Raw genomic sequence first — 22909 nt, 5'->3', positions numbered from 1 at the left:
TACGTCATGCCGCGCATTCTTGGTATGTAAATTCGCAAGCCGAAAAAAACAACGATAACATATGATGCCAAGTAAGCTTTGTTTAAATGCTGTTCATCTATGTGAATTATTTTCCTTATGCCGAATACAATCAGTCCGGAGGGTAGTCCAGAGCAGCCTAGGACTAGAAGAGTGGCCGCAAGATAATATCGGATTTTTTCAAGCATCAGTTGTGGGGCCTCATTGATATGAGGTGTTAGGTTAGTAAAGTTAGTCGAATCAAAGCAACTATTTTTTAGGTATATTAATTCTGGTTCTGAATGGTTCAGTAAGCTCGTCTATTTCAATGAACATCTGATATTCAGTTCGTCATTCGCGGTATCCTGCACGTCCTGAACCCGGACGCTTTTCCATGCTGGTAATCTCCAACAACGTGCACCTACCGGATGCCGAGATCGAATTGACTGCCATTCGTGCCCAGGGCGCCGGTGGGCAGAACGTCAACAAGGTCTCCAGCGCCATGCACCTGCGCTTCGACATACCGGCCTCGTCCTTGCCCGAGTTCTATAAGGAGCGGCTGCTGGCGTTGCGGGACAGCCGTATCACCAGCGACGGCATGTTGATCATCAAGGCCCAGCAATACCGCACGCAGGAAGCCAATCGCGCCGATGCGCTGGAGCGGTTGGTGGAGTTGATCCTCAGCGCCACCAAAGTCGAAAAGAAACGCCGCCCGACCAAGCCGACCCTCGGTTCGAAGAAGCGTCGGCTGGAGTCCAAGACCAAGCGCGGCAGCATCAAGGCCGGGCGCGGTAAGATCGACTTCTAGCGGGGCTCTCTTTCTTCGCGATACTTCGGTGCTTGCCGGTACAGATAAACGCTCAGCGCCAAACCGCTAAGCGCGGCGAGGGCAGCGAACAGGAAGATCGACGCAAAACCAAACCCCGCAGCAATGGCCCCGGCCAGTGGCCCGGTAATCCCCAGCGACAAATCGATAAACAACGAATACGCCCCGACCGCCGCGCCCCGACTGGAGGCCGGCACCAGATTCACCGCTTCCACGCCCAGCGCCGGGAACACCAGCGAGAAACCGAAACCGCTCAGCGCCGCCCCCGCCAGTGCCCAATGGGCGTCCGGCGCCAGCCACAGCAGCAACAAGCCCAGGGTTTCCACCGACAGGCACGCAATCGCCACGCGAAACCCGCCGAGGCGGTTGATCAGGTTGCCGAACAACAGTCGCGCACCAATGAAGCTGGCCCCGAACAGGCTCAGGCACAGCACCGCGTTCGACCAATGCTGCGTGGCGTAATACAGGGTAATGAAAGTGGCGATGGTGCCAAAACCGATGGAGCCCAGCGCCAAACCGCAACCGTGGGGCAACACCCGGCCCAGCACATGCATGAACGGCAGGCGTTCACCGACCACAATCGGCGCGGCGGTTTTCGGCCAGGCCAGTGCCAGGCCCAGAACGGCCAGCAGCACGATGCTCACGCCCATGCTCCACAAGCCGATTTTATCGACCAGCATGACGCCGAGCGGGGCGCCGATGGCGATGGCGCCGTAACTGGCGATGCCGTTCCAGGAAATGACTTTGGCGGTATTCGCCGCCCCCACGCGGCCGATGCCCCAGCCGATCGAACCCGAGCCCACCAGGCTTTCCGCGCTGCCGAGTACCAGCCGGCCGATCAACAGGCTGATCAGGCTGAGCATCGGCAGGCTTTGGGTCCACGCCGAAATCAGCATGAACACCCCACTCAAACCGCAACCGGCGAGGCCATACATCACCGCCAGTTTGCTGCCCTTGTTGTCGATGATGCGCCCGGCGTAAGGCCGGCTGAGCAGGGTGGCCAGGTATTGCACGCTGATCACCAGTCCGGCGATCACCGCGCCGAAGCCCAGGTCGCTGTGGACGTAACCCGGCAATACGGCCAGGGGAATGCCGATATTGAGGTAGCCGATGAAGGTGAACAGGACGATGGAAACGACTTGCAGCGTGACCGCCAGGGGGCGCTGGTTTTCTGACATGGGTAAAGGTCCACGGGGCAGCAGGATAGATAGGCTGCTTATGATAGCGGCGCGAGGGGCGAGCGGTCGTGGAAAAGTAAAACTATTTGCCGGGCGGGGATGAATCAGGATTTGGTCGGGGCGACCAGTTGCGTGGTGACCAGGGCGGCGAGGGCGTTTTCTTCGCTGCCGAAACGGGCGAGCAGGGCGGCTTGTTTTTCCGGGGAGAGGCGATTCCAGATCTCGATCATTTTCTCGGCGGTGCCGATCAGAACGCTGGCTTGGGTTTCGCTGAATTCATCAGTCATGGCGGGGTGCTCGGGGTTCAGGCGGTGTGGAAAGCGCATGTTAGCGCTTTCCACACGGTCTGGCATTGCAGGTGTTTCAGTCTTCGCTGTCAGTCTTTCGACTGTCAGTGGCTTCTTTCGGCTCAGGCTGTTGGGCACTGGCTTGTTGCGGGGTTGTCTGCTCAGTTTCGTGCAGGCTTGGGAAGGGGAGATTAGGGATCTCGTGCATGTTCGCGCTCCTCGCAAAGTCTGTTGATAGATCTGGTAGATCCGCGCTTTTAAAAAGCTTGGGCAGGATACAGCAGGAGAAATGACAAACAGACTTTTATATCCGTTTGTTTCGACGAATGGGATTGTCTAGACAGGTCAATAGCAGTCACGCAAATCAAATGTGGGAGCGGGCTTGCTCGCGAATGCGGTGTGTCAGTCAATGTTTATGTCGACTGACACTCCGCTTTCGCGAGCAAGCCCGCTCCCACAGGGGGATGTGTAATGGGCCTGGATTACTTGCAGACTTCAGCAATCGCCTCGGCCAGCAGTGCCAGGCGCGTCGCATCAATCCCCGCGACGTTGGCCCGGCCGGAGTTGACCATGTACACACTGTGATGATCGCGCAGTTGTTTAACCTGCTCCGCCGTCAGCCCGGTGTAGGAGAACATCCCGCGTTGCACACCGATGTGCGCGAAGCGCTCGCGCAAGCCGTGGGGCTCAAGCGCTTCCACCAGACCGCTGCGCAGTTGTGCGATACGCAAACGCATGGCTTCCACTTCGTCGGCCCAGAGGCTTTTCAGCTCCGGGTCGCCAAGGATGGTCGCCACCACGGCGGCACCATGATCTGGCGGGGTCGACCACAGGTTACGGGCGATGTTGGCCAGTTGACTGCGGATATCCACCAGTTTGTCAGCGGTTTTCGCGCAGACAATCAGCGCACCGGTGCGGTCGCGGTAGAGGCCGAAGTTTTTCGAGCAGGAACTGGTGATCAGCACTTCCGGCAATGCGTCGACGAACAATCGGGTGGACCAGGCATCCTGTTCCAGACCATCGCCGAAGCCTTGGTAGGCGAAGTCGATCAGCGGCAACAGATCGCGGCGGCGGACCACGTCGAGCACCCGGCGCCAATCGTCATGGGACAGGTCGAAACCGGTCGGGTTGTGGCAGCAGGCGTGCAGCAACACCACGTCGCCCTTGGGCGCTTCGTTGAGCACCGCGAGCATGGCGTCGACGTCGAGACGGTTGTCGCTGCCCACGTACGGGTAGTGGCTGACCTTGACCCCGGCGGTGGCGAAAATCGTTTCGTGGATCGGCCAGGTCGGATTGCTCAACCACACGCCACGGCCCGGCAGCATCTGCGCGATGAAGTCCGCGCTCAAACGCAATGCGCCGGTGCCGCCCGGGGTCTGGGTGACGCCGGCCCGCTGCTCGGCGATCAGCGCTGAATCGGCGCCAAGCACCAATTCGTTCATCACTTTGCCGAACGCCGGTTCGCCGTGACCACCGATGTAGGTTTTGGTGGTCTGGCGATCCACCAGGCGCGCCTCGGCGAGTTTCACCGATTGCGGAATCGGCGTCAGGCCCTGGGCGTCTTTATAGACACCCACGCCAAGGTCGAATTTGCGCGGGTTGGGGTCCTGCGCATAGGCCTCCATCAGGCCGAGAATCGGGTCGCCGGGTACTCGGCCAATGGCGTCGAAATGCATTATTTGCGGCCCTCGGCATCCTTGGCCACGTCGTCAGTGCGCGCGGCCATGATGAAATCGTTGCGATGCAGGCCTTTGATGGAGTGGCTCCACCAGGTCACGGTGACTTTGCCCCACTCGGTCAACAGGCCCGGGTGGTGACCTTCAGCCTCGGAAATTTCACCGACAGCGTTGGTGAAGGCCAGGGCGTGCTTGAAATTCTTGAACAGGAAAACCTTTTCCAGTTGCATCACGCTGTCGCGCACTTCGATGTTCCAGTCCGGGATCTGTTTGATCAGTACCGGCAACTCTTCGTCGCTGACCTGGGGGGCGCCGGCCTGGCAGGCTTCGCAGTGGGCTTGGTTCAATGTGGACATGGGTTGTTTCCTGTCTCGAGCTTTTTTGTATGGGCTATATCGGTCGTCAATGCCGTCACGCTAAACCAAAGCCGCGCCGACTGACAGACACACTTGTCAGTAAAAAACGCGGTTCACGCGGCTTTTGGCTTGGGCGGAAATTTCGGTGCGTGCAAGCCCAACTGCATGCCTTGCTTGACCATGGCCATGATGTCTTCATGGGCCACGTCGAACAGACGCTTGAGGTTGGGCAGCACAAAGTACAGCGGCTGCAGGATGTCGATGCGATACGGCGTGCGCATGCATTCGAGCGGATCGAAAGCCTGATGCTCTGGCTCGTCCGACATGCAATAAACGGTTTCTTTAGGCGAGGACAGAATGCCGCCGCCGTAGATGCGCAGTCCCTCTGGGGTATCGACCATGCCGAACTCGATGGTCATCCAGTACAAACGCGCCAGATAAACGCGTTCTTCCTTCGTGGCCTGTAGGCCGAGTTTGCCGTAGGTGTGGGTAAATTCAGCAAACCACGGGTTGGTCAGCAGCGGGCAGTGGCCAAAGATCTCGTGGAAAATGTCCGGCTCTTGCAGGTAGTCCAGCTCTTCGCGGGTGCGGATAAACGTCGCCACCGGAAACTGCTTGTTGGCGAGCAATTCGAAAAAGGTCTGGAAGGGGATCAGCGCCGGCACCCGGGCCACTTGCCAACCGGTGGTTTCACCGAGGACTTTGTTGATCTCACCCAGTTGCGGAATGCGATCGTGGGGCAGACCGAGTTTTTCGATACCGTCCAGGTATTCCTGGCACGCACGACCCTCGATCACTTTCAGTTGGCGAGTAATCAGCGTGTTCCACACCGCGTGTTCTTCGGCGGGGTAGTCGATAAAACCTTGCGCATCGGGCTCGCGAGCCACGTATTGCGTCTGCTTCATGCTGCTCTCCTGCTAGGGGGAAGTCGTTCTTGTTATGTACAGCTATGGACTTAGAGATACCCCAAGGAGTGCGGTGATGCAGCAGGAGGTTTGGGTCGCACGTAGGAAAATTCGGTTGATTTCGTAAACTTTTCGTTACGGTTTGGCGGCTGAGGCGCAGGTATTGAGTTTTTCGGGTTTGAAAAGCGCTGTGGGTGTCACATAATCTTGACGACTATCTGAGCGTCCTTGCAGAAAAATAAGCCCGAGGACACCGCAATACCCCTTGTGGGAGCGGGCTTGCTCGCGAAAGCGTCGGCACATCCAGCATTGATGTATCAGACAGACCGCCTTCGCTAGCAAGCCCGCTCCCACAGGGTCATGTGTTTGGCATCCAATTCACTCACCGCTTTTTCAGGCCTTTTATATGCGTATCAAAGTCCACTGCCAAAACCGCATCGGCATCCTGCGTGACATTCTCAACCTGTTGGTGGAATACGGGATCAACGTCGCTCGCGGCGAGGTCGGCGGTGAGCATGGCAACGCGATCTACCTGCACTGCCCGAACCTGATCAACATCCAGTTCCAGGCGCTGCGTCCGAAATTCGAGGCGATTGGCGGGGTATTCGGCGTCAAGCGTGTAGGGCTTATGCCCAGCGAGCGTCGGCACATGGAACTCAACGCACTGCTCGGTGCTTTGGAATTCCCGGTGTTGTCAATCGACATGGGCGGCTCCATCGTCGCGGCCAACCGCGCGGCGGCGCAATTGCTCGGGGTGCGGGTGGACGAGGTGCCGGGCATTCCTTTATCCCGCTACGCCGAAGACTTCGATTTGCCGGAACTGGTGCGCGCCAACAAGTCGCGGATCAACGGCTTGCGGGTGAAGGTCAAGGGCGACGTGTTTCTCGCCGACATCGCCCCGCTGCAATCGGAGCACGACGAGAGCGAGGCCATGGCCGGCGCGGTGTTGACGTTGCACCGCGCGGACCGCGTTGGTGAGCGCATCTATAACGTGCGCAAACAAGAACTGCGCGGTTTCGACAGCATCTTCCAGAGTTCGAAGGTCATGGCCGCGGTGGTGCGCGAGGCCCGGCGCATGGCGCCGCTGGATGCGCCGCTATTGATAGAAGGCGAAACCGGCACCGGCAAAGAGCTGCTGGCGCGGGCCTGTCACCTGGCCAGTCCACGCGGGCAGTCGCCGTTGATGGCGCTCAACTGCGCCGGTCTGCCGGAATCCATGGCTGAGACGGAGTTGTTCGGTTATGGCCCCGGCGCCTTCGAAGGGGCGCGGGCCGAAGGCAAGCTCGGACTGCTGGAATTGACCGCCGGCGGTACGCTGTTTCTCGATGGTGTCGGGGAAATGAGCCCGCGCTTGCAGGTGAAATTGCTGCGCTTCTTGCAGGACGGCTGCTTCCGCCGTGTCGGCAGTGATGAAGAGGTTTACCTGGATGTGCGGGTGATCTGCGCGACCCAGGTGGATTTGTCCGAGTTGTGCGCGCGCGGCGAGTTTCGCCAGGATTTGTATCACCGCTTGAACGTGCTGTCGCTGCACATCCCGCCGCTGCGCGAATGCCTCGACGGTTTGACGCCACTGGTGGAGCACTTCCTCGACCAGGCCAGTCGGCAGATCGGTTGCCCGTTGCCGAAACTGGCGCCGGCGGCCATGGAGCGGCTCAGTCATTACCATTGGCCGGGCAATGTCCGGCAGTTGGAAAACGTGCTGTTCCAGGCGGTTTCCCTGTGCGAGGGCGGGACGGTCAAAGCAGAGCACATCCGCTTGCCGGATTACGGCGTGCGTCAGCCGCTTGGCGATTTCTCGCTGGAAGGCGGGCTGGATGCGATTGTCGGGCGCTTCGAGAAAGCGGTGCTGGAGCGCTTGTATTCCGAGCATCCGAGCAGTCGGCAGTTGGGTAAGCGGTTGGGGGTTTCGCATACGACCATTGCCAATAAGTTGCGGGAGTATGAAGTGGGTAAAGACAGCGGCGTTTAAGATCAAAAGATCGCAGCCTCGTTGCACTCGACAGCTCCTACAAAGTGAAACGAGGCTGCGATCTTTTGATCTATTGCCGCGAAGCGGCATAACACCGCCGGTTTTTCGACTTCGACACAATCCCCTCATCCCCTCTAAACCCCTCAAGTCCTTTGTTTACCGGGTCCCGGGCCGTCAGAAAAAAGTTGGTCTGCAAATTGCTTAAGGCTCATCAGTACAGCAGTGGGCGGCAAACGTCCGGCATGCAGAGGATTGAGTGTGGACAAGTACCTTTATGTGGCAATGACCGGCGCCAGCCAGAATGCACTGGCGCAGAAGGCTCATGCGAACAACCTGGCGAACATCTCCACCAACGGTTTTCAAAAGGACCTGGAACAGGCCCGCTCGATGCCGGTGTTTGGTGACAGCTTTCCGGCGCGTGCCTTTGCCATGACCGAGCGTCCGGCCACTGATTTCTCCCCGGGTTCGATGGTGGAAACCGGTCGCGACCTCGACGTGGCGGTGACCGGCGACGGCTGGATCGCGGTGCAGAGCCCCGATGGCAGCGAAAGCTACGTGCGCACCGGCAGCCTGAACATTGACGCCCTCGGCGTGTTGCGCGCCGGCAACGGTATGCCGGTGATGGGCAATGGCGGGCCGATTGCCGTGCCGCCCGAGCAGAAAATCGAAGTGGGCGAGGACGGCACCATCAGCATTCGTTCGATGGGCGAAGGCCCGCGCGTGATGGCCGAAATCGACCGCATCAAACTGGTCAACCCTGACCTGAAGAACATGACCAAAGGCCTGGATGGTTCGATCCACACCAAGGACGGCAAACCGGCGCAAGCCGATGCGGGCGTCAAACTGGTGTCCGGGTTCCTGGAATCGAGCAACGTCAATGCCGTGGAAGAAATGACCTCGGTGTTGGCCTTGTCGAAGCAGTTCGAGCTGCACATCAAGATGATGAACACCGCCAAAGACGATGACCAGGCCATGGCTCGGGTCTTGCAGATCAGCTAATTATCAGAACGTCGCGCCGTAAAACAGGCGCACGAGGAGAATCGAAATGCTTCCGGCTCTATGGGTTGCCAAAACAGGTCTGTCCGCCCAGGACACTAACCTGACCACCATTTCCAACAACCTGGCGAACGTGTCGACCACGGGTTTCAAACGTGACCGCGCCGAGTTCCAGGACTTGCTCTACCAGATCAAACGCCAGCCTGGCGCCCAGTCGACCCAGGACAGCGAACTGCCGTCCGGTCTGCAATTGGGTACCGGTGTGCGCATCGTCGGCACCCAGAAAAACTTCTCCGCCGGCAGCCTGCAAACCACCGAGCAGCCGCTGGACCTGGCGGTTGATGGTCGCGGTTTCTTCCAGATTCTGCAGCCGGACGGCACCACGTCCTACACCCGTGACGGCACCTTCCACCTCGATTCCAACGGCCAGATCGTGAACGCCAGCGGTTTCGCCCTGGAGCCAGCGATTGTCATCCCGAACAACGCCCAGACCTTCACGGTCGGTACCGACGGCACGGTGTCCATCACTGTTCCCGGCAACCCGGCCTCCCAGGTGATCGGCAACCTGCAAACCGCCGACTTCATCAACCCGGCCGGCCTGCAAGCGGTGGGTAACAACCTGTTCCTGGAAACCGCCGCCAGTGGCGCGCCGCAAGTCGGCACCCCGGGCCTGAACGGTTTCGGTACCACGCTGCAGAACACCCTGGAAGGCTCCAACGTGAGCACCGTTGAGGAGATGGTCAACATGATCACCACCCAACGCGCCTACGAGATGAACTCCAAGGTGATCTCCACCGCCGACCAGATGCTCTCGTTCGTAACGCAGAATCTGTAATCAAGTCTATGGGGCGGCCATGAGGTCGCCAGCAACACCGTGAGGTAGGGTCATGAATCGCTTTGTATCTGTTCTGGCACTGAGTGGGGTAGTCGCACTCGCGGGCTGCGTCGCGCCGACGCCCAAGCCCAATGACCCTTATTACGCCCCGGTGTTGCCGCGCACGCCGTTGCCGGCTGCCGCCAACAATGGCTCGATCTACCAGGCCGGTTTCGAACAGAATCTGTACAGCGACCGCAAGGCATTCCGGGTCGGTGACATCATCACCATCACCCTGAACGAGAAGACCCAGGCCAGTAAGGGCGCCAACTCGCAGATCGACAAGACCAGCAAGACCAGCATCGGCCTGACGTCGTTGTTCGGTGGCGGCCTGAGTACCAGTGATCCGGTCGGCAGTGGCAGCCTGAGCCTCGACGCGGGCTACAGCGGCGACCGCGCTACTAACGGCGCCAGCAAGTCCGGCCAGAGCAACAGCCTGACCGGTTCGATCACCGTGACCGTCGCCGACGTCTTGCCCAATGGCATCATTGCCGTGCGCGGCGAGAAGTGGATGACCCTCAACTCCGGCGATGAACTGGTGCGGATTGCCGGCCTGGTTCGCGCCGATGACATCGCGACCGATAACACCGTGTCGTCGACCCGTGTCGCCGATGCACGTATCACCTATTCGGGCACCGGTGCGTTTGCCGATGCGAGTCAGCCAGGCTGGTTCGACCGTTTCTTCCTCAGCCCGCTGTTCCCTTTCTAGGTGGCTACGTTGAACTTCAAGAGTCTCATGGTCGCTGCCTTGTTGATGTCCGCAGCCTTTACCGCTCAAGCCGAGCGACTGAAGGACATCGCCAGTATTTCCGGCGTGCGGACCAACCAATTGATCGGTTACGGCCTGGTGGTCGGGCTTAACGGCACCGGCGACCAGACGACCCAGACCCCGTTCACCCTGCAGACCTTCAACAACATGCTCTCGCAGTTCGGCATCAAGGTGCCGCCGGGTTCGGGCAACGTGCAGTTGAAAAACGTCGCGGCAGTGTCGATCAGTGCTGATTTGCCGGCGTTTGCCAAACCGGGTCAGCAGGTCGATATCACCGTGTCGTCCATCGGTAACTCCAAGAGCCTGCGCGGCGGCACCTTGCTGCTGACACCGCTCAAAGGTATCGACGGCAACGTCTACGCCATCGCCCAGGGCAACCTGGTGGTCGGCGGTTTCGATGCTGAGGGTCGCGACGGTTCTAAGATCACCGTCAACGTTCCGTCGGCCGGTCGTATCCCCGGCGGTGCGTCGGTCGAGCGTTCGGTGCCGAGCGGTTTCAACCAGGGCAACAGCCTGACCCTGAACCTCAACCGTTCGGACTTCACCACCGCCAAGCGCGTGGTCGACAAGATCAACGACCTGCTCGGCCCTGGCGTGGCCCAGGCCATCGACGGCGGTTCGATCCGCGTCACGGCGCCCCTCGATCCGAGTCAGCGAGTCGATTACCTGTCGATCCTCGAAAACCTCGAAGTCGATCCAGGCCAGGCGGTGGCGAAGGTCATCATCAACTCGCGGACCGGCACCATCGTGATCGGCCAGAACGTGAAAGTGTCCCCGGCCGCCGTGACCCACGGCAGCCTGACCGTGACCATCACCGAAGACCCGATCGTCAGCCAGCCTGGCCCTCTGTCCAACGGGCAGACAGCGGTCGTGCCGCGCTCGCGGGTCAACGCCCAGCAAGAAGCCAAGCCAATGTTCAAGTTCGGCCCGGGCACCACCCTCGACGAAATCGTGCGTGCGGTGAACCAGGTCGGCGCGGCGCCGGGTGACTTGATGGCCATCCTTGAAGCACTGAAACAGGCCGGCGCGTTGCAAGCCGACTTGATCGTGATCTGAGGACGACGACCATGGTGGATATGCGCAAGGGCGCTTTGGTCGGCACGGGTGATTCGGGGTCTTACTCCGACCTTAATCGCCTGAATCAATTGAAAGTCGGCGACAAGAACAGCGACGCGAACATGCGCAAAGTTGCGCAGGAATTCGAATCGCTGTTCCTCGGTGAAATGCTCAAGTCCATGCGTTCGGCCACTGACGAGCTGGGCAAGGACAATCCGCTCAACACGCCGGCCGCCAAGCAATACCAGGAAATGTCCGACCAGCAGTTGGCCGTTTCCATGTCCCGCGAAGGCGGCGGTATCGGCTTGGCGGACGTGTTGCTGCGCCAGATGTCGAAGAACAAACCGCTGGCCCCGGGTGAGGCAGCGGCGAATTCGGCAGCCAAGCAAGAGGCGGCGAAAGCCAAGGCTGAAGCGATTACGACGCCGGTGGCTGCGGGTACGATCGCCACCAACGGTCCGTTGTCGCGCCTCAACGGCGAGCGTCCGTTGTGGGCTTCGCGCGGGGTCAAGTCGCCGACCGCGACCGCCGCTCACAGCAATGACGTGGCACTGCTCAATCAGCGGCGTTTGGCCTTGCCGCCGAAACTGGCGGACCGCTTGCTCGCCGGTCTGGTGCCGTCCACCGCGACCAGCACCACGGCGGCGACAACTCTCAAAAATCTGTTGCCTGAACGCGCCACCTCCACGACTACTGGCGCCGGCCCGCTGTACAACGGCGACTGGCTGCCGTCGGCAACGGCATCCGCGTCGAGCGGCCAGATGCAGATTTACGGGCGTGCGATGGCACAGATTCCTCTCGCTCCGGCGAAGAAAGCCTTCAGTTCCGCCGACGAATTCGTCAACACCATGTTGCCGATGGCCAAGGAAGCTGCCGACCGCATTGGCGTCGATCCGCGTTACCTGGTGGCCCAGGCGGCCCTGGAAACCGGTTGGGGCAAATCGGTCATGCGTGCCCAGGATGGCAGCAGCAGTCACAACCTGTTCGGTATCAAGACCGGCAGCAGTTGGAAGGGCGATTCGGCGCGGGCGATCACCAGCGAATTCAGGGATGGCGCGATGGTCAAGGAGACGGCCGAGTTCCGTTCCTACGCCTCTTACAAGGACAGCTTCCATGACCTTGTAACTTTGCTGCAAAGCAATAATCGCTATCAAGATGTGGTGAAGTCGGCCGATAACCCAGAACAGTTTGTACGCGAGTTGCAAAAGGCCGGTTACGCAACCGACCCGAACTACGCAAACAAGATTTCGCAGATTGCCAAGCAGATGACGAGTTACCAAAACTACGCTGCGGCGGGCGCTTCCACCACGCCTTTATAGGCACAAGGCATAAGGTCTGAACCATGAGTTTGCTCAATATCGGGATGTCGGGTCTGGCGGCTAGCCAATCCTCCCTGGCTGTGACAGGCAACAACATTGCCAACGTCGACACCGCCGGTTATTCGCGTCAGCAAACCGTGCAGAGCACCAAGGCCTCGCAACAGGTCGGCAATGTGTTTATCGGCACGGGCACAACCCTGGCCGACGTTCGTCGGGTGTACAACTCTTACCTCGATTCGCAATTGCGCACCGCCACCTCGCTCAACAGTGAATCCGCCGCGTACCTGAATCAGGCCACGCCGCTGGACGCCTCGCTGTCCGACACCAACACCGGCCTGACCGGCGTGTTGCAGAAATTCTTCACCTCGATGCAAGGGGTCTCGACCTCGGCGACTGACGACACGTCGCGCCAAGGCGTACTGACCGGCGCCCAGGCGTTGAGCTCGCGCTTCAACGCCCTCGCCAAGCAGCTCAACGACCAGAACACCACGGTCAACGGCAGCCTGGCGGACATGGCGGCCCAGGTGAACAAGTTGGCGACCTCAATCGCCAACCTGAACCAGAAGATCGGCGAAATCTCCACCAGCGGCGGCCAGCCGAACGACCTGCTCGACACCCGTAACGAAGCGGTGCGTCAACTGTCCGAGATGGTCGGCGCGCAGGTCGTCGAGCGCGGCACCAGCTACGACATTTACGTCGGCAGCGGCCAGCCATTGGTGATGGGCAACACCACCAATACCCTGGAAACCGTGCCGAGCAAGGACGATCCGTCGCGCATGGGCCTGCAAATGAACCGTGGCTCCAGCACCATCGACATCACGTCGGTGGTCAGCGGCGGCGAAATCGGTGGTCTGCTGACTTACCGCAAGGAAGTGCTCGACCCATCGCTCAACGAGCTGGGGCGCGTGGCCCTGGTGGTGGCCGACCAGATCAACAGCCAGCAAGCCCAAGGCATCGACAAGAACGGTGAATTTGGCGCGGCGATTTTCAACAACATCAACAGCGCTGCCCTGATCAGTCAGCGCAGCATTGGTAATGCGAGCAACAGCGCCGGCTCCGGCAACCTCGATGTCACCATCAAGGACACCGGCAAGCTGACCACCAGCGACTATCAGGTGACCTTCACCAGCGCCACCGACTACAGCGTCAAGCGTTCCGATGGCACCGACATGGGCACCTTCAGCACCACGACCACGCCGCCACCGGTGATCGACGGCTTCAGCCTGTCCCTGAACGGTGGTGCCCTGAGCGCCGGCGACAGCTTCAAGGTGACCCCGACCCGTGGCGCCGCAGCGAGCATCCAGACCGTACTGACCGACCCGAAAAAAATCGCGGCGGCAGCACCGTTGACCGGCGTGGCCAGCTCCAAGGCGACCGGCACCTACACTCAGCCGACGCTGACCAGCACCATCGATATCTACAACGCGACGAACCAGTCCGACATGCAGACCGGGCTCAAGTATTCGACGCCGGTCAAGATCACGTTCGGTGCGCCGAGCGGTGGCAGCCAGACCTACACGCTGAGCGACGCCCAAGGCAATCCGCTGGGCAGTGGCAGCATCGTTCCGGGGCAGAACAACACCCTGAACCTGAACGTCCCGATGGTCGACGCCACGGGGACTCCGATCACAAGCGGTGCGCCGCCGGTGCAGAAAACCTTCACCGTGCAGACCACCGTGGGCGGCTCGCCCGCCAACGGTGAAAGCTTCTCCATGTCCCTGACCGGCGCGGCGTCTTCGGACAACCGCAACGCTCAAGCATTGGTCGGCCTGCAAACCAAACAGACCGTGGACACCGGTTCGGCGAGCAAGGGCATCAGCCTGACCGACGCCTACAACACCCTGGTGACCAACGTCGGTTCCAAGGCTGCCCAGGGCAAGTCCGACAGTGACGCCACCACGGCGATCCTGACCCAGGCCAAAGGCGCCCGGGATTCGCTGTCCGGGGTCGACCTGGATGAGGAAACCGGCAACCTGGTCAAATACCAGCAGTACTACACCGCCTCTTCGCAGATCATCAAGGCTGCGCAGGAAACTTTCAGCACGCTGATCAACAGCCTTTAAGGAGTCGTAATTCATGCGCATTTCCACCGCCCAGTATTACGAGACAACCGCTGCCAACTATCAGCGCAACTTCAACAAGGCGATCGCGACCAGCAACGAAGCGAGCAGCCTGACCCGCATCAACACCGCCGCCGATGATCCGCTCGGTGCCGGTCGTTTGCTGCAATTGGGTCAGCAGAGCGCGATGCTGGATCAGTACACCAGCAACATCAGTTCGACCAAGAGTTCGCTGAGCCTGCAAGAAACCACTCTGGACTCCATTGGTACCGCCTTGCAGCGCGCCAAGGAAATCGCCCTCAGTGCCAACAACGGCATTGCCACCGACGATGACCGTAAAGCTTATGCGGCGGAATTGGGCCAGATCCAGCAACAAGTGCTAGGCCTGATGAACTCCAAGGATTCGGCCGGCAACTTCCTGTTCTCCGGCTCGAAAACCGACACCCCACCGTACTCGCAGAATTCCGACGGCACCTACACCTACAACGGTGACCAGACCAGCATCAATCTGGGCATTGGCGACGGTTTGACCGTGGCCAGCAACACCACCGGTTGGGACGCGTTCCAGCAGACCATCAACACCAGCCGCACCCAGGCCGCCATGACGGCTCCGGCGGTGGATGACGGTCGCGTGGTTCTGTCCAACGGACAGGTGACCAACAGCGCCACCTACGATTCCAAGTTCGCCAGCGGCCAGCCATATACTGTCACCTTCCTGAGCAGCACTCAGTTGAAGATCACCGATGGTCTGGGCAACGACGTGACCACCGAGGCCAGCCAGAACGGCGCGTTCAGCAACAGCAACGGCGCCAACCAGGTGGTCAACTTCCGTGGCGTCGACCTGAACCTGAACATCAACCTGAAGTCGGGCGACGTGCCGGACACGGTCATTGCCGGCCACACCTTCCAGTTGACGGCCAACCCGGACACCATCGGCGCGGTACGCAGCGCCGGCAACCCGTCCACTGCCGTCATCACCGGTTCCAGCGTGACTGACCCGGTGGCCTACGGCAAAGCCTTCCCGAACGGCGGTGCGGTCCTCAAGTTCACCAGCGCCACCGCGTTCGATTTGTACGCAGCGCCAGTGACCGCCGACAGCCGTCCCGTATCGTCGGGCACTGTTGTGGCCGGTCCTCCCGACACGGCGACCGCAGCGGGCGTGACCTTCACCCTGGGCGGCGGTAGCGCACCGGCCGCCGGCGACCAGTTCGTCGTGCAGGCCAATGATCACCAGACCCAGAACGTACTCGACACCCTGGGCAAGATGATCACCGCGCTGAACACACCCATCGACGGTAACACCGTGGCCAAGCAGCAATTCCAGGCGGCCATGGATTCCGGCCTGGCGAACCTGGACAGTGCCAGCGACCAGTTGGGCTCGGCCGTCACCTCGATTGGCGCACGCGGTCAGTCGCTGGACGATCAGTCCACGACCAATCAGAGCCTGAGCCTGGCGAACACCGCCACTCAGGGCGCCATTCGCGATTCCGACCCTGCCGAAGTCATGACGCGCCTGACCCTGCAGCAGACCATGCTGCAAGCCGCGCAACTGGCGTTCAGCAAGATCACGTCGCTGGGCCTGTTCAACAAGATCTGACGGAGTCCGGGCGCGCAGGCGCCCGGTACCCGCCGCCCTTCCAATAGCTACTGTCTTTTTCCGCGGTTCAAAGGGCTCGCTTTACTGGGCGAGCTCGCGCCGCCTGCGAGTCCGCCGTGAATTCACTTCCTCTAGTCAGCCTTGTCATTCCTGCGTTCAATCCGCGATTTTTTGGTCGGGCGTTGCACAGTGCCGTGAGTCAGGGTTATGGCAATCTTGAGATCATTGTGTGCGACGACAGTCGTGGCAATGAGATCGAAGAGGCGGTCATTTCCGTGTCGGAACAAACGGGCGTGGCCGTGCACTACGTGCGCAATCCACGGGCCCTGGGGATGGTCGGGAACCTGCAGGCGTGCCTGGCAGAAGCCCAGGGCGAGTACATCAAGTTTCTGTGCGATGACGATCATCTGTTTGCTGCCTGCATCGAGCAGCAGGCCCGTGAGCTGATGGCGCGCGAAGAGGTGAGCCTGGTGCTGGCCCAGCGCTTGTTCTGGGACGCCGACGACATGATTTTGCCGGAGCGCCTGGAGAACACCTCGCTGTCCCCGGTCAGTGGTCTGTTCAAGGGTGATGACCTATTGGGGATTTTCGAACGCTTCCCGGTCAATATCCTGGGGGGCTTCAGCAATGCCCTATTCCGTCGCACTGACGTGGTGGAGTTGTTGCCAGCCCTGACCCAACCGGGTCATTGCTTTGTAGCGACCCTCGATTTTGCCTTGTACGTGTGCCTGCTGCGTCGCGGCAACCTGGTCATGTCCAACAATGTGCTCAGCGTCGAGCGCCTGTATCCGGAGCGCTTCAGCGCTCAGCAATCCATGAAGGATGCGGTTGAAGTCGAGCGCAAATGGGTCACGCAGATGCTCAAGGCCCGCAGTGGCGAGTCCGCGCCGGCACCGGGCTGGATTCGCTATATGCCATTGACCCGGGCCGACGAGTCGCCCCGGGTCTGGGAAGAGTTGCCGTTGAGCCGGACCTTGGGCACCAAGCAAAGCAACCTGGCCTGGCGCGTCGGCATCGACAGTGTGAGTTTTGCCGACCTCTACGCCCAATGGCTGGCCTGTCGTGTCCTCACCGACGGCCAGCGCAAACTGCTGCCCGACACCTTGGCCAGTTGGCCGCGCACGCCCAAGATTGTGCCGATCATCATTGACGAGCAGGGCAGTCGCTCGGCTCTGGAACTCACGTTGCAGTCGCTGGCGGCGCAAGACTACGCCCCGGAATTGACACTGGTGCTGTCCGCCTCGTGCACTGAGGCCGAGCTGGAAGAGCGGGTGTTCCGCTTGCCCCTGCAAGACGACAGTCTGGCGCAGATCAATGAACTGCTGCCACAACTGGACGGCGCTGACTGGTTCTACCTGCTGCGTGCCGGTGATCGACTGGTGACGCCGGCCTTGCTGGTCATGGCCGATCGTATCGCGCTTACGAGTAGCCTGAAGTGCCTGTACAGCGACGAAGGCAGTCTGCGTCAAGGGGAGTCGGCTGAGCCTGCGTTCAAGCCTGACTTCAACCTGGACCTCATGCGCAGCTACCCGTATGTCGGTCGCGCCCTGGCCTTTGAGCGGGAGTGTTTCGTGGCATTGGGCGGCTTCGATTCGACCTTCGCGGAACTGGCCCCTCACGATGTGCTCTGGCGCATGGTCGAGCAGGATGGCCCGCAGGTGGTCGGGCACATTGCAGAGGTGTTACTGGAGTCGGCGTTTGATCTGGCCAAGTGGTTGTCTCTGCCTGAAGTGGTGGAAACCAATCCCCGGTTGCTGGAAGCCCACTTGCAACGCCTGGGCATCGCTCATGATATCCGCAGCGGCAGTTCCGATCTGCTCAACCGTGTCGATTATCACCATGAAGACCGGCCACCGGTCTCGATCATTATCGTTACCAAGGACCAGCACCTGGCCTTGCAACGCTGCGTCGAAACCCTGCTGGAAAAGACCCTCTACACCGATTACGAATTGTTGCTGGTCGATAACGGCAGTGAGAGCGCAGAGGCGCGGGCCTGGCTCGCCGGCATGGCGCAATTGGGCAGTGAGCGCATTCGCGTGCTGGACTATCCGCAACAGGGGAATGATGCGGCGGTGCGTAATTTCGCCGTGGGGCAGGCCAGTGGCGAATACGTCCTGATGCTCAACCCGTACAGCGTGATTACCCAAGGTGACTGGCTGGACGAAATGCTCAATCACGCCCAGCGACCGGAAGTCGGCGTGGTCGGCGCCAAGCTATTCAATCCGGATGGCTGCGTGCTGCACGCCGGTCTGATTCTGGGGTTGCAAGGGCCGGTCGGCGTACCGTTTTACGGCGAATCCCTGCAAGCGGCGGGGTATATGTTCCGGTTGCAAGTGGCCCATGACTTGAGCGCCGTCGGCGGCGATTGCCTGATGGTCCGCAAAGCGGTGTTCAAGGCAGTCGGTGGTCTCGATGAGCAAAACCTGGCGTTGACCCTCAACGAAGTCGACCTGTGCCTGCGCATTGGCCAGGACGGCTATCTGGTGGTGTGGACGCCTTACGCCCGATTGGCGCTGGGCGCCCGGCCGGCCGGCGTGGCACAAGAGAATGAGCAGGTATTGCGCGGCCAGGAACAGGACGTGTTCTACAAACGCTGGTTGCCGATCGTCGCCCGTGACCCGGCCTACAACGTCAACCTGTCATTGCACGGCGTGGGTGGTTCGAGCTTCAGCCTGGAGCCGGGCCTGCGTACCGGTTGGAATCCGTTTTCCAAGGCTCAGTTGCCGAATGTGCTCGCCTTGCCGCTCAATGCCTCTGCCATCGGTCACTACCGCGTGACCCAGCCGATGATCGAGCTGGAAGAAGCGGGCAGGGCCGAGGGCCGCATTCACTACAACATGCCGACGATCATTGAAATCGAGCGCCAGTCACCGGACGTGATCATCCTGCAGGGTCGTTACTCCGAAGGCTCGATCAATGAAGTAGCGCCATTGCAGAATTTCTCTAATGCGCGGCGGATCTACGAGCTGGACGATTACGTCATCGACGTCCCCCATCGCAATGCGCATATCCGCAACATGCCCAACCGGGATGAGATGGAGCGCCTGGTGCGGCGCGCCATCGCGATGTGCGATCGCGTGGTGGTATCGACCGAGCCGTTGGCGAACGTTTTGTCAGACATGCACCACGACATTCGCGTCGTGCCGAACATGCTGGCCAAACACCTGTGGGGCGACATGCGCAGCCAGCGTCGCACGTCGAAAAAACCACGGGTCGGCTGGGGCGGCGGTACCAGTCACCACGGGGACCTGGCGGTGATTGCCGACGTGGTCCGGGAACTGGCCAACGAAGTCGAATGGGTGTTCTTCGGCATGTGTCCGGATGATTTGCTGCCGTACATGCATGAATTCCATGGCGTGATCCCGCTGGATAACTACCCGGCGAAACTGGCTAGCCTCAACCTAGACCTGGCGCTGGCGCCGCTGGAATTCCACATCTTCAACGACTGCAAGAGCAACCTGCGCTTACTGGAGTACGGTGCCTGTGGATTCCCGGTGATCTGCTCCGACACCGAAGCCTATCGCGGGTATTTGCCGTGTACTCGGGTCAAGAGCAACTCCACGGATGAATGGCTGCAAGCGATCCGCATGCATTTGGCCGACCCGGACGCCAGCTACCGCATGGGCGATGAGTTGCGTGAGATTGTCCTGCGCGATTACGTGTTGCGCGGCGACAACCTGCGCTACTGGGAGAACGGTTGGCTGGAAGACTGATCGTTCAAATTGTTTTTGAAGGAAAAGGCGACCCTGGCAGACTGTGTGAAAACGCACTGACGGCCAGCCCAACAAACGCCTCGACTTGTTCGGGGCGTTTGTTTTTGTGCGGGCGACAGACGAAAAAAGGCCTTTCAGCCCATTAGCGCCATCAACTGGCGGGCTCCGAGCACGCTAATTGCGCGTTTTAGGTTGTAGGCGTTCACTGCCAGGGCCATTTCCGCTCTCGCGCCCTCCAGTTGACGCAACAGGAAGCGAGCATTGCCAAACACCCATTGCTTCAGGTTGCCGAAGGGGTGCTCAACGCTGGATCTTCGGTTGGCCATCATCTGCGGATGGGCCAGCATTCGTTGCTCCATTCGCTCAAAGGCTTCCTCATGGGCATGGCGTGAGACGTAGCGGCGCTGAGCGCCAGTGCATTGGGATTTGAGCGGGCAGGCAGCGCAGTCGCTGATATCTGCCTGATAGATCCGATCACCCTTGTTGCGTTGCTTGAGCGTTAACCACTTGCCCGCCGGGCACTGGTAGCGATCTTGTTGGGGGTCGTAGGTAAAGTCTTTTCGCTCAAAGAGCGGCTCTTCCTGACTGCCGGGATTGACCGAACGGTTGGGCGGCACATAAACGGTGATCGATGCCTCCTCGCAGGCCTGAAACTGCTGGCCGTTGGAGTAGCCGGCATCGGCAGTCACGGTCAGGACATCTTGTTCCAGCTGTTCTTTGGCGGCTTTAGCCATTGGCTCGAGTTGCTTACGGTCGTCGCCATCCTGGGTGACCTCATGATGCAGAATCAGGCAATGCTCGGCATCCACGGCGCTCTGCACGTTATAGGACACACGCGGCCCCTTGGGCGTGCGCATCATGCGGGCATCGCTTTCGTGGGTGTTGAACTGCTCCAGGCCCATCGCGTCCATCAGCGCTTGGCAGCTCTGATTGTCCCGCTGGCGAACTTCAAGCTGCGCCAACGCTGTTTTGATCGCGCCACGATCAATCACCTCGGTGCTTTCGGCCTTGTCGGCCTCATCCAGTTCGGCCGGATATTGGGCGATGCGCTTATCTAGCTTCTCCTCCTGACGCTTGAGCTGCTTGAGGTTCATATGGCGCCGCGAGGAAGCGACCGCCTGAAACTTGCTGCCATCGATGGCCACCAAGTCGCCTGCGATCAGCCCAGCGGTGCGGCAAAACCGGACGAAGGCACGGCACGTCGCCACAAAGGCGAGTTTGTTGTTTTTGCGAAAGTCGGCGATGGTCTTGAAGTCGGGCTTAAGCCGGTTGATCAACCACATCACTTCGATGTTGCGCTGGCACTCGGCTTCGAGACGCCGCGATGAGCGAATCCGCTGAAAATAGCCGTAGAGGTAGAGTTTGAGCTGATCGGCAGGATCATAAGAGGGGCGACCTGTGCTTTTGGGCCGCGCTTTATCAAAGCCCAGTTGCGCCAGATCCAACTTGGTGACGTACAGGTCGATAACCCGAACGAGGTGATCCTCGGGGATCAGTTCTTCCAGCGAGACCGGAAACAGACTGGTCTGGCTGCGGGACTCTCCTTGGATGTAAGCCATAACGAAAAATGCTCCGTATCTTTCGATACGGAGCATTTTCTTTGAGCCGTGCGCAGATTGCTAGGTTTTCACACAGTCTGCTGGGTCGCCTTTTTTTGGTCGCCGCTTCAAGGTTCTGTTTTCAACAGTCGATAGTTGCCCAATGATTTCGTTTTTTTACACCACGGCAAGGAAGGCAGCATGGCAGTTATTAACGGAACAGCCGGCATTGACACGCTGATCGGTACGAATGCGGATGACCTGATCAATGGCCTGCGTGGCGATGATGTCCTGATCGGCGCCGCCGGCCCGGTGTCGGCGGCGATGCCGAAGGCGATACGTTGAAGAATTTCGAGAAGGTCATTGGCAGTGATTACGATGACACCTTCACCACCACGTTGACCGGCAGGACCCTTGAAGGCGGACGGGGTAACGACACCTGCGTCGTCAATGCCGGCGGCACCAAAATCATTGAAGGGTGGTTGGGGGGGGCGGTTATGACGATCAAGTCCTGACCAACCTGTCCCACTACACCCTGAACGACAACATCGAACGCCTGACCTATTCCGGCACCGGCAAATTCACCGGTTACGGCAATGCCGGCGACAACACCCTCATCGGCGGTGCGGGTAACGACGTGCTGGTGGGCGGCGAGGGCGCGGACCACTTGATCGGCGGCGCAGGCATGGACACCGCGAGCTATGCCGCCAGTACCGAGGGGGTCACGGTAGACCTAATAGCCGGGCAACTGAGCACAGGCGCAGCGTTGGGTGATACCTACACCAGAATTGAGCGGGTGAGTGGCTCAAACTACGACGACCATTTTCGGGCGATTGACGTGCAGATTGGTTTCGATGGCGGGGACGGTTTCGATACCGTGGATTACTCCTGGTCAAATGACGCCGTGAACATCAACCTGCGCGAAGGTGTCGACGCAGGTGCCGGGGGCAATATGTTGACGAATGTGGAGAAGGTCATTGGTTCGTTCGGAGCTGACACGTTCACTACCTCCTTCGGCGGCGTCACCTTTGAAAGGGGCGACGGTGACGACACCTATATCGTCAACACCAGCAGCTTGGTGACGATCCTTAATGGTGGCCGGAGCAATGCCACAGGCGACACACTGGCACTGAACAACGTTGCCACTGCCGCCGACCTGAACGTCATGCGGGTGGGGGAAGACTCTCTACAGTCGCCTGGATAGTCAGGCCGTAGAGCCTGACCATGGTGTGAAACTTCAGGGCTGGTACGCAGGCTCTAACACCATCGAGCATCTCCAGGCAGCCAATTGCGACATCCTGCCGGTCAACGCGGATGCGTTCAGCATGTTTGGCTGATACCTGCGCCGTTCTGTCTTCAATGCCTGAATGTGATTGAGGGCAGATGAGGGGGTACGAGAGGGAACCTGATCATGACTGGTCCGGTTTTTTTTTTGCACCAACACGCAGACTGGTCCTTCGAACAATTTTTGGATAGGCATAAAGTTTCGGGCTGCTCCCGTCGATATCTCATGACAGATTCGTTTATTGAGCAAGTGGTGAACCACCAGTCGGCATGTAAGCCCATTCACCAGTACCGGTTTTACCAACAGGGCAAGGAAGAAAAAAATGGCAGTGATTAGCGGGACAAATGGCGTGGATACGCTGACAGGTACCAGTGGCGATGACGAGATCAATGGTTTGGGAGGCAATGATGTCCTGATCGGTAGCGCAGGCGCGGACAAGCTGGACGGTGGGTTGGGTACCGACACCGTCGACTACTCGACCTCGAGCGAAGCAATCAACGTCGACATC

Annotated in this window: 19 protein-coding genes and 1 pseudogene; 14 read left to right on the top strand and 6 right to left on the bottom strand. The window is 59.9% G+C overall.

What is annotated here, in order from left to right:
• Positions 1-391: 391 nt before the first annotated feature.
• On the top strand, positions 392-805 hold the full coding sequence (gene arfB / locus HB680_RS03280) for an alternative ribosome rescue aminoacyl-tRNA hydrolase ArfB (protein ID WP_213937121.1): 414 nt from the start codon (positions 392-394) through the stop codon (positions 803-805).
• Here the strand turns inward: arfB and HB680_RS03275 are convergent.
• The 5 genes from HB680_RS03275 to phhA form a co-directional block, all read right to left on the bottom strand.
• Positions 802-2001, bottom strand: coding sequence for an MFS transporter (locus HB680_RS03275; RefSeq protein WP_213937120.1), 1200 nt, complete (start codon positions 1999-2001; stop codon positions 802-804). The genes arfB and HB680_RS03275 overlap by 4 nt on opposite strands.
• A gap of 104 nt (positions 2002-2105) precedes the next feature.
• Positions 2106-2288, bottom strand: coding sequence for a hypothetical protein (locus HB680_RS03270; RefSeq protein ID WP_213937593.1), 183 nt, complete (start codon positions 2286-2288; stop codon positions 2106-2108).
• 482 nt (positions 2289-2770) lie between these two features.
• On the bottom strand, positions 2771-3967 hold the full coding sequence (locus HB680_RS03265; protein WP_213937592.1) for an aromatic amino acid transaminase: 1197 nt from the start codon (positions 3965-3967) through the stop codon (positions 2771-2773).
• Positions 3964-4320 carry a 4a-hydroxytetrahydrobiopterin dehydratase gene (locus HB680_RS03260; protein WP_123509107.1) on the bottom strand — a complete coding sequence of 119 codons (357 nt, stop codon included), beginning with the start codon at positions 4318-4320 and terminating at the stop codon, positions 3964-3966. Before HB680_RS03260 ends, HB680_RS03265 begins: the two co-directional genes overlap by 4 nt.
• Positions 4321-4433: 113 nt before the next feature.
• Positions 4434-5225, bottom strand: coding sequence for a phenylalanine 4-monooxygenase (gene phhA / locus HB680_RS03255; RefSeq protein ID WP_054049250.1), 792 nt, complete (start codon positions 5223-5225; stop codon positions 4434-4436).
• Positions 5226-5631: 406 nt separating this feature from the next.
• Here phhA and HB680_RS03250 point away from each other — a divergent pair, with 406 nt between their 5' ends.
• From HB680_RS03250 to HB680_RS03210, 9 genes are all read left to right on the top strand, one after another.
• Complete coding sequence (locus tag HB680_RS03250; RefSeq protein ID WP_213937119.1) at positions 5632-7194, top strand: sigma-54-dependent transcriptional regulator; 1563 nt, start codon at positions 5632-5634, stop codon at positions 7192-7194.
• Between the two features lie 258 nt (positions 7195-7452).
• On the top strand, positions 7453-8193 hold the full coding sequence (locus tag HB680_RS03245) for a flagellar basal body rod protein FlgF (RefSeq protein WP_213937118.1): 741 nt from the start codon (positions 7453-7455) through the stop codon (positions 8191-8193).
• Between the two features lie 46 nt (positions 8194-8239).
• Positions 8240-9025, top strand: coding sequence for a flagellar basal-body rod protein FlgG (gene flgG, locus HB680_RS03240; RefSeq protein WP_054049256.1), 786 nt, complete (start codon positions 8240-8242; stop codon positions 9023-9025).
• A gap of 52 nt (positions 9026-9077) precedes the next feature.
• Positions 9078-9773, top strand: coding sequence for a flagellar basal body L-ring protein FlgH (gene flgH, locus HB680_RS03235; protein ID WP_213937117.1), 696 nt, complete (start codon positions 9078-9080; stop codon positions 9771-9773).
• A 27-nt stretch (positions 9774-9800) separates the two neighbouring features.
• A complete protein-coding gene (locus HB680_RS03230; RefSeq protein WP_163909044.1) occupies positions 9801-10889 on the top strand; it encodes a flagellar basal body P-ring protein FlgI in 1089 nt (362 codons plus the stop codon).
• Between the two features lie 14 nt (positions 10890-10903).
• Positions 10904-12208, top strand: a complete 1305-nt coding sequence (flgJ, locus tag HB680_RS03225) for a flagellar assembly peptidoglycan hydrolase FlgJ (protein ID WP_213937591.1) — start codon at positions 10904-10906, stop codon at positions 12206-12208.
• Between the two features lie 23 nt (positions 12209-12231).
• Complete coding sequence (gene flgK, locus HB680_RS03220; RefSeq protein ID WP_213937116.1) at positions 12232-14271, top strand: flagellar hook-associated protein FlgK; 2040 nt, start codon at positions 12232-12234, stop codon at positions 14269-14271.
• A 13-nt stretch (positions 14272-14284) separates the two neighbouring features.
• A complete protein-coding gene (locus HB680_RS03215) occupies positions 14285-15865 on the top strand; it encodes a flagellar hook-associated protein 3 (RefSeq protein ID WP_213937115.1) in 1581 nt (526 codons plus the stop codon).
• Positions 15866-15981: 116 nt separating this feature from the next.
• The gene (locus tag HB680_RS03210; RefSeq protein ID WP_213937114.1) at positions 15982-19578 is read left to right on the top strand and encodes a glycosyltransferase; all 3597 of its coding nucleotides are present in this window, start codon (positions 15982-15984) and stop codon (positions 19576-19578) included.
• A gap of 134 nt (positions 19579-19712) precedes the next feature.
• Here the strand turns inward: HB680_RS03210 and HB680_RS03205 are convergent, their stop codons facing one another.
• Positions 19713-21137 (bottom strand): IS1182 family transposase, encoded by a 1425-nt coding sequence (locus HB680_RS03205; protein WP_213937590.1) that lies wholly within the window; start codon positions 21135-21137, stop codon positions 19713-19715.
• Positions 21138-21317: 180 nt separating this feature from the next.
• Between HB680_RS03205 and HB680_RS03200 the strand changes: the two genes are divergently transcribed.
• The 4 genes and pseudogenes from HB680_RS03200 to HB680_RS03185 form a co-directional block, all read left to right on the top strand.
• The gene (locus tag HB680_RS03200) at positions 21318-21461 is read left to right on the top strand and encodes a hypothetical protein (RefSeq protein ID WP_213937113.1); all 144 of its coding nucleotides are present in this window, start codon (positions 21318-21320) and stop codon (positions 21459-21461) included.
• A complete protein-coding gene (locus HB680_RS03195; protein ID WP_213937112.1) occupies positions 21458-21631 on the top strand; it encodes a hypothetical protein in 174 nt (57 codons plus the stop codon). Before HB680_RS03200 ends, HB680_RS03195 begins: the two co-directional genes overlap by 4 nt.
• Positions 21595-22320 (top strand): hypothetical protein, encoded by a 726-nt coding sequence (locus HB680_RS33010; protein ID WP_213937111.1) that lies wholly within the window; start codon positions 21595-21597, stop codon positions 22318-22320. Before HB680_RS03195 ends, HB680_RS33010 begins: the two co-directional genes overlap by 37 nt.
• Before the next feature lie 403 nt (positions 22321-22723).
• A pseudogene (locus tag HB680_RS03185) lies at positions 22724-22909 on the top strand (hypothetical protein); the annotation flags it as partial.

Source organism: Pseudomonas sp. dw_612 (genome assembly GCF_018449725.1).
In the GTDB taxonomy this organism is placed as follows: domain Bacteria; phylum Pseudomonadota; class Gammaproteobacteria; order Pseudomonadales; family Pseudomonadaceae; genus Aquipseudomonas.
The sequence above is the reverse complement of the archived record's forward strand: the minus strand, read 5'-3'. Positions and strand labels throughout refer to the sequence as shown.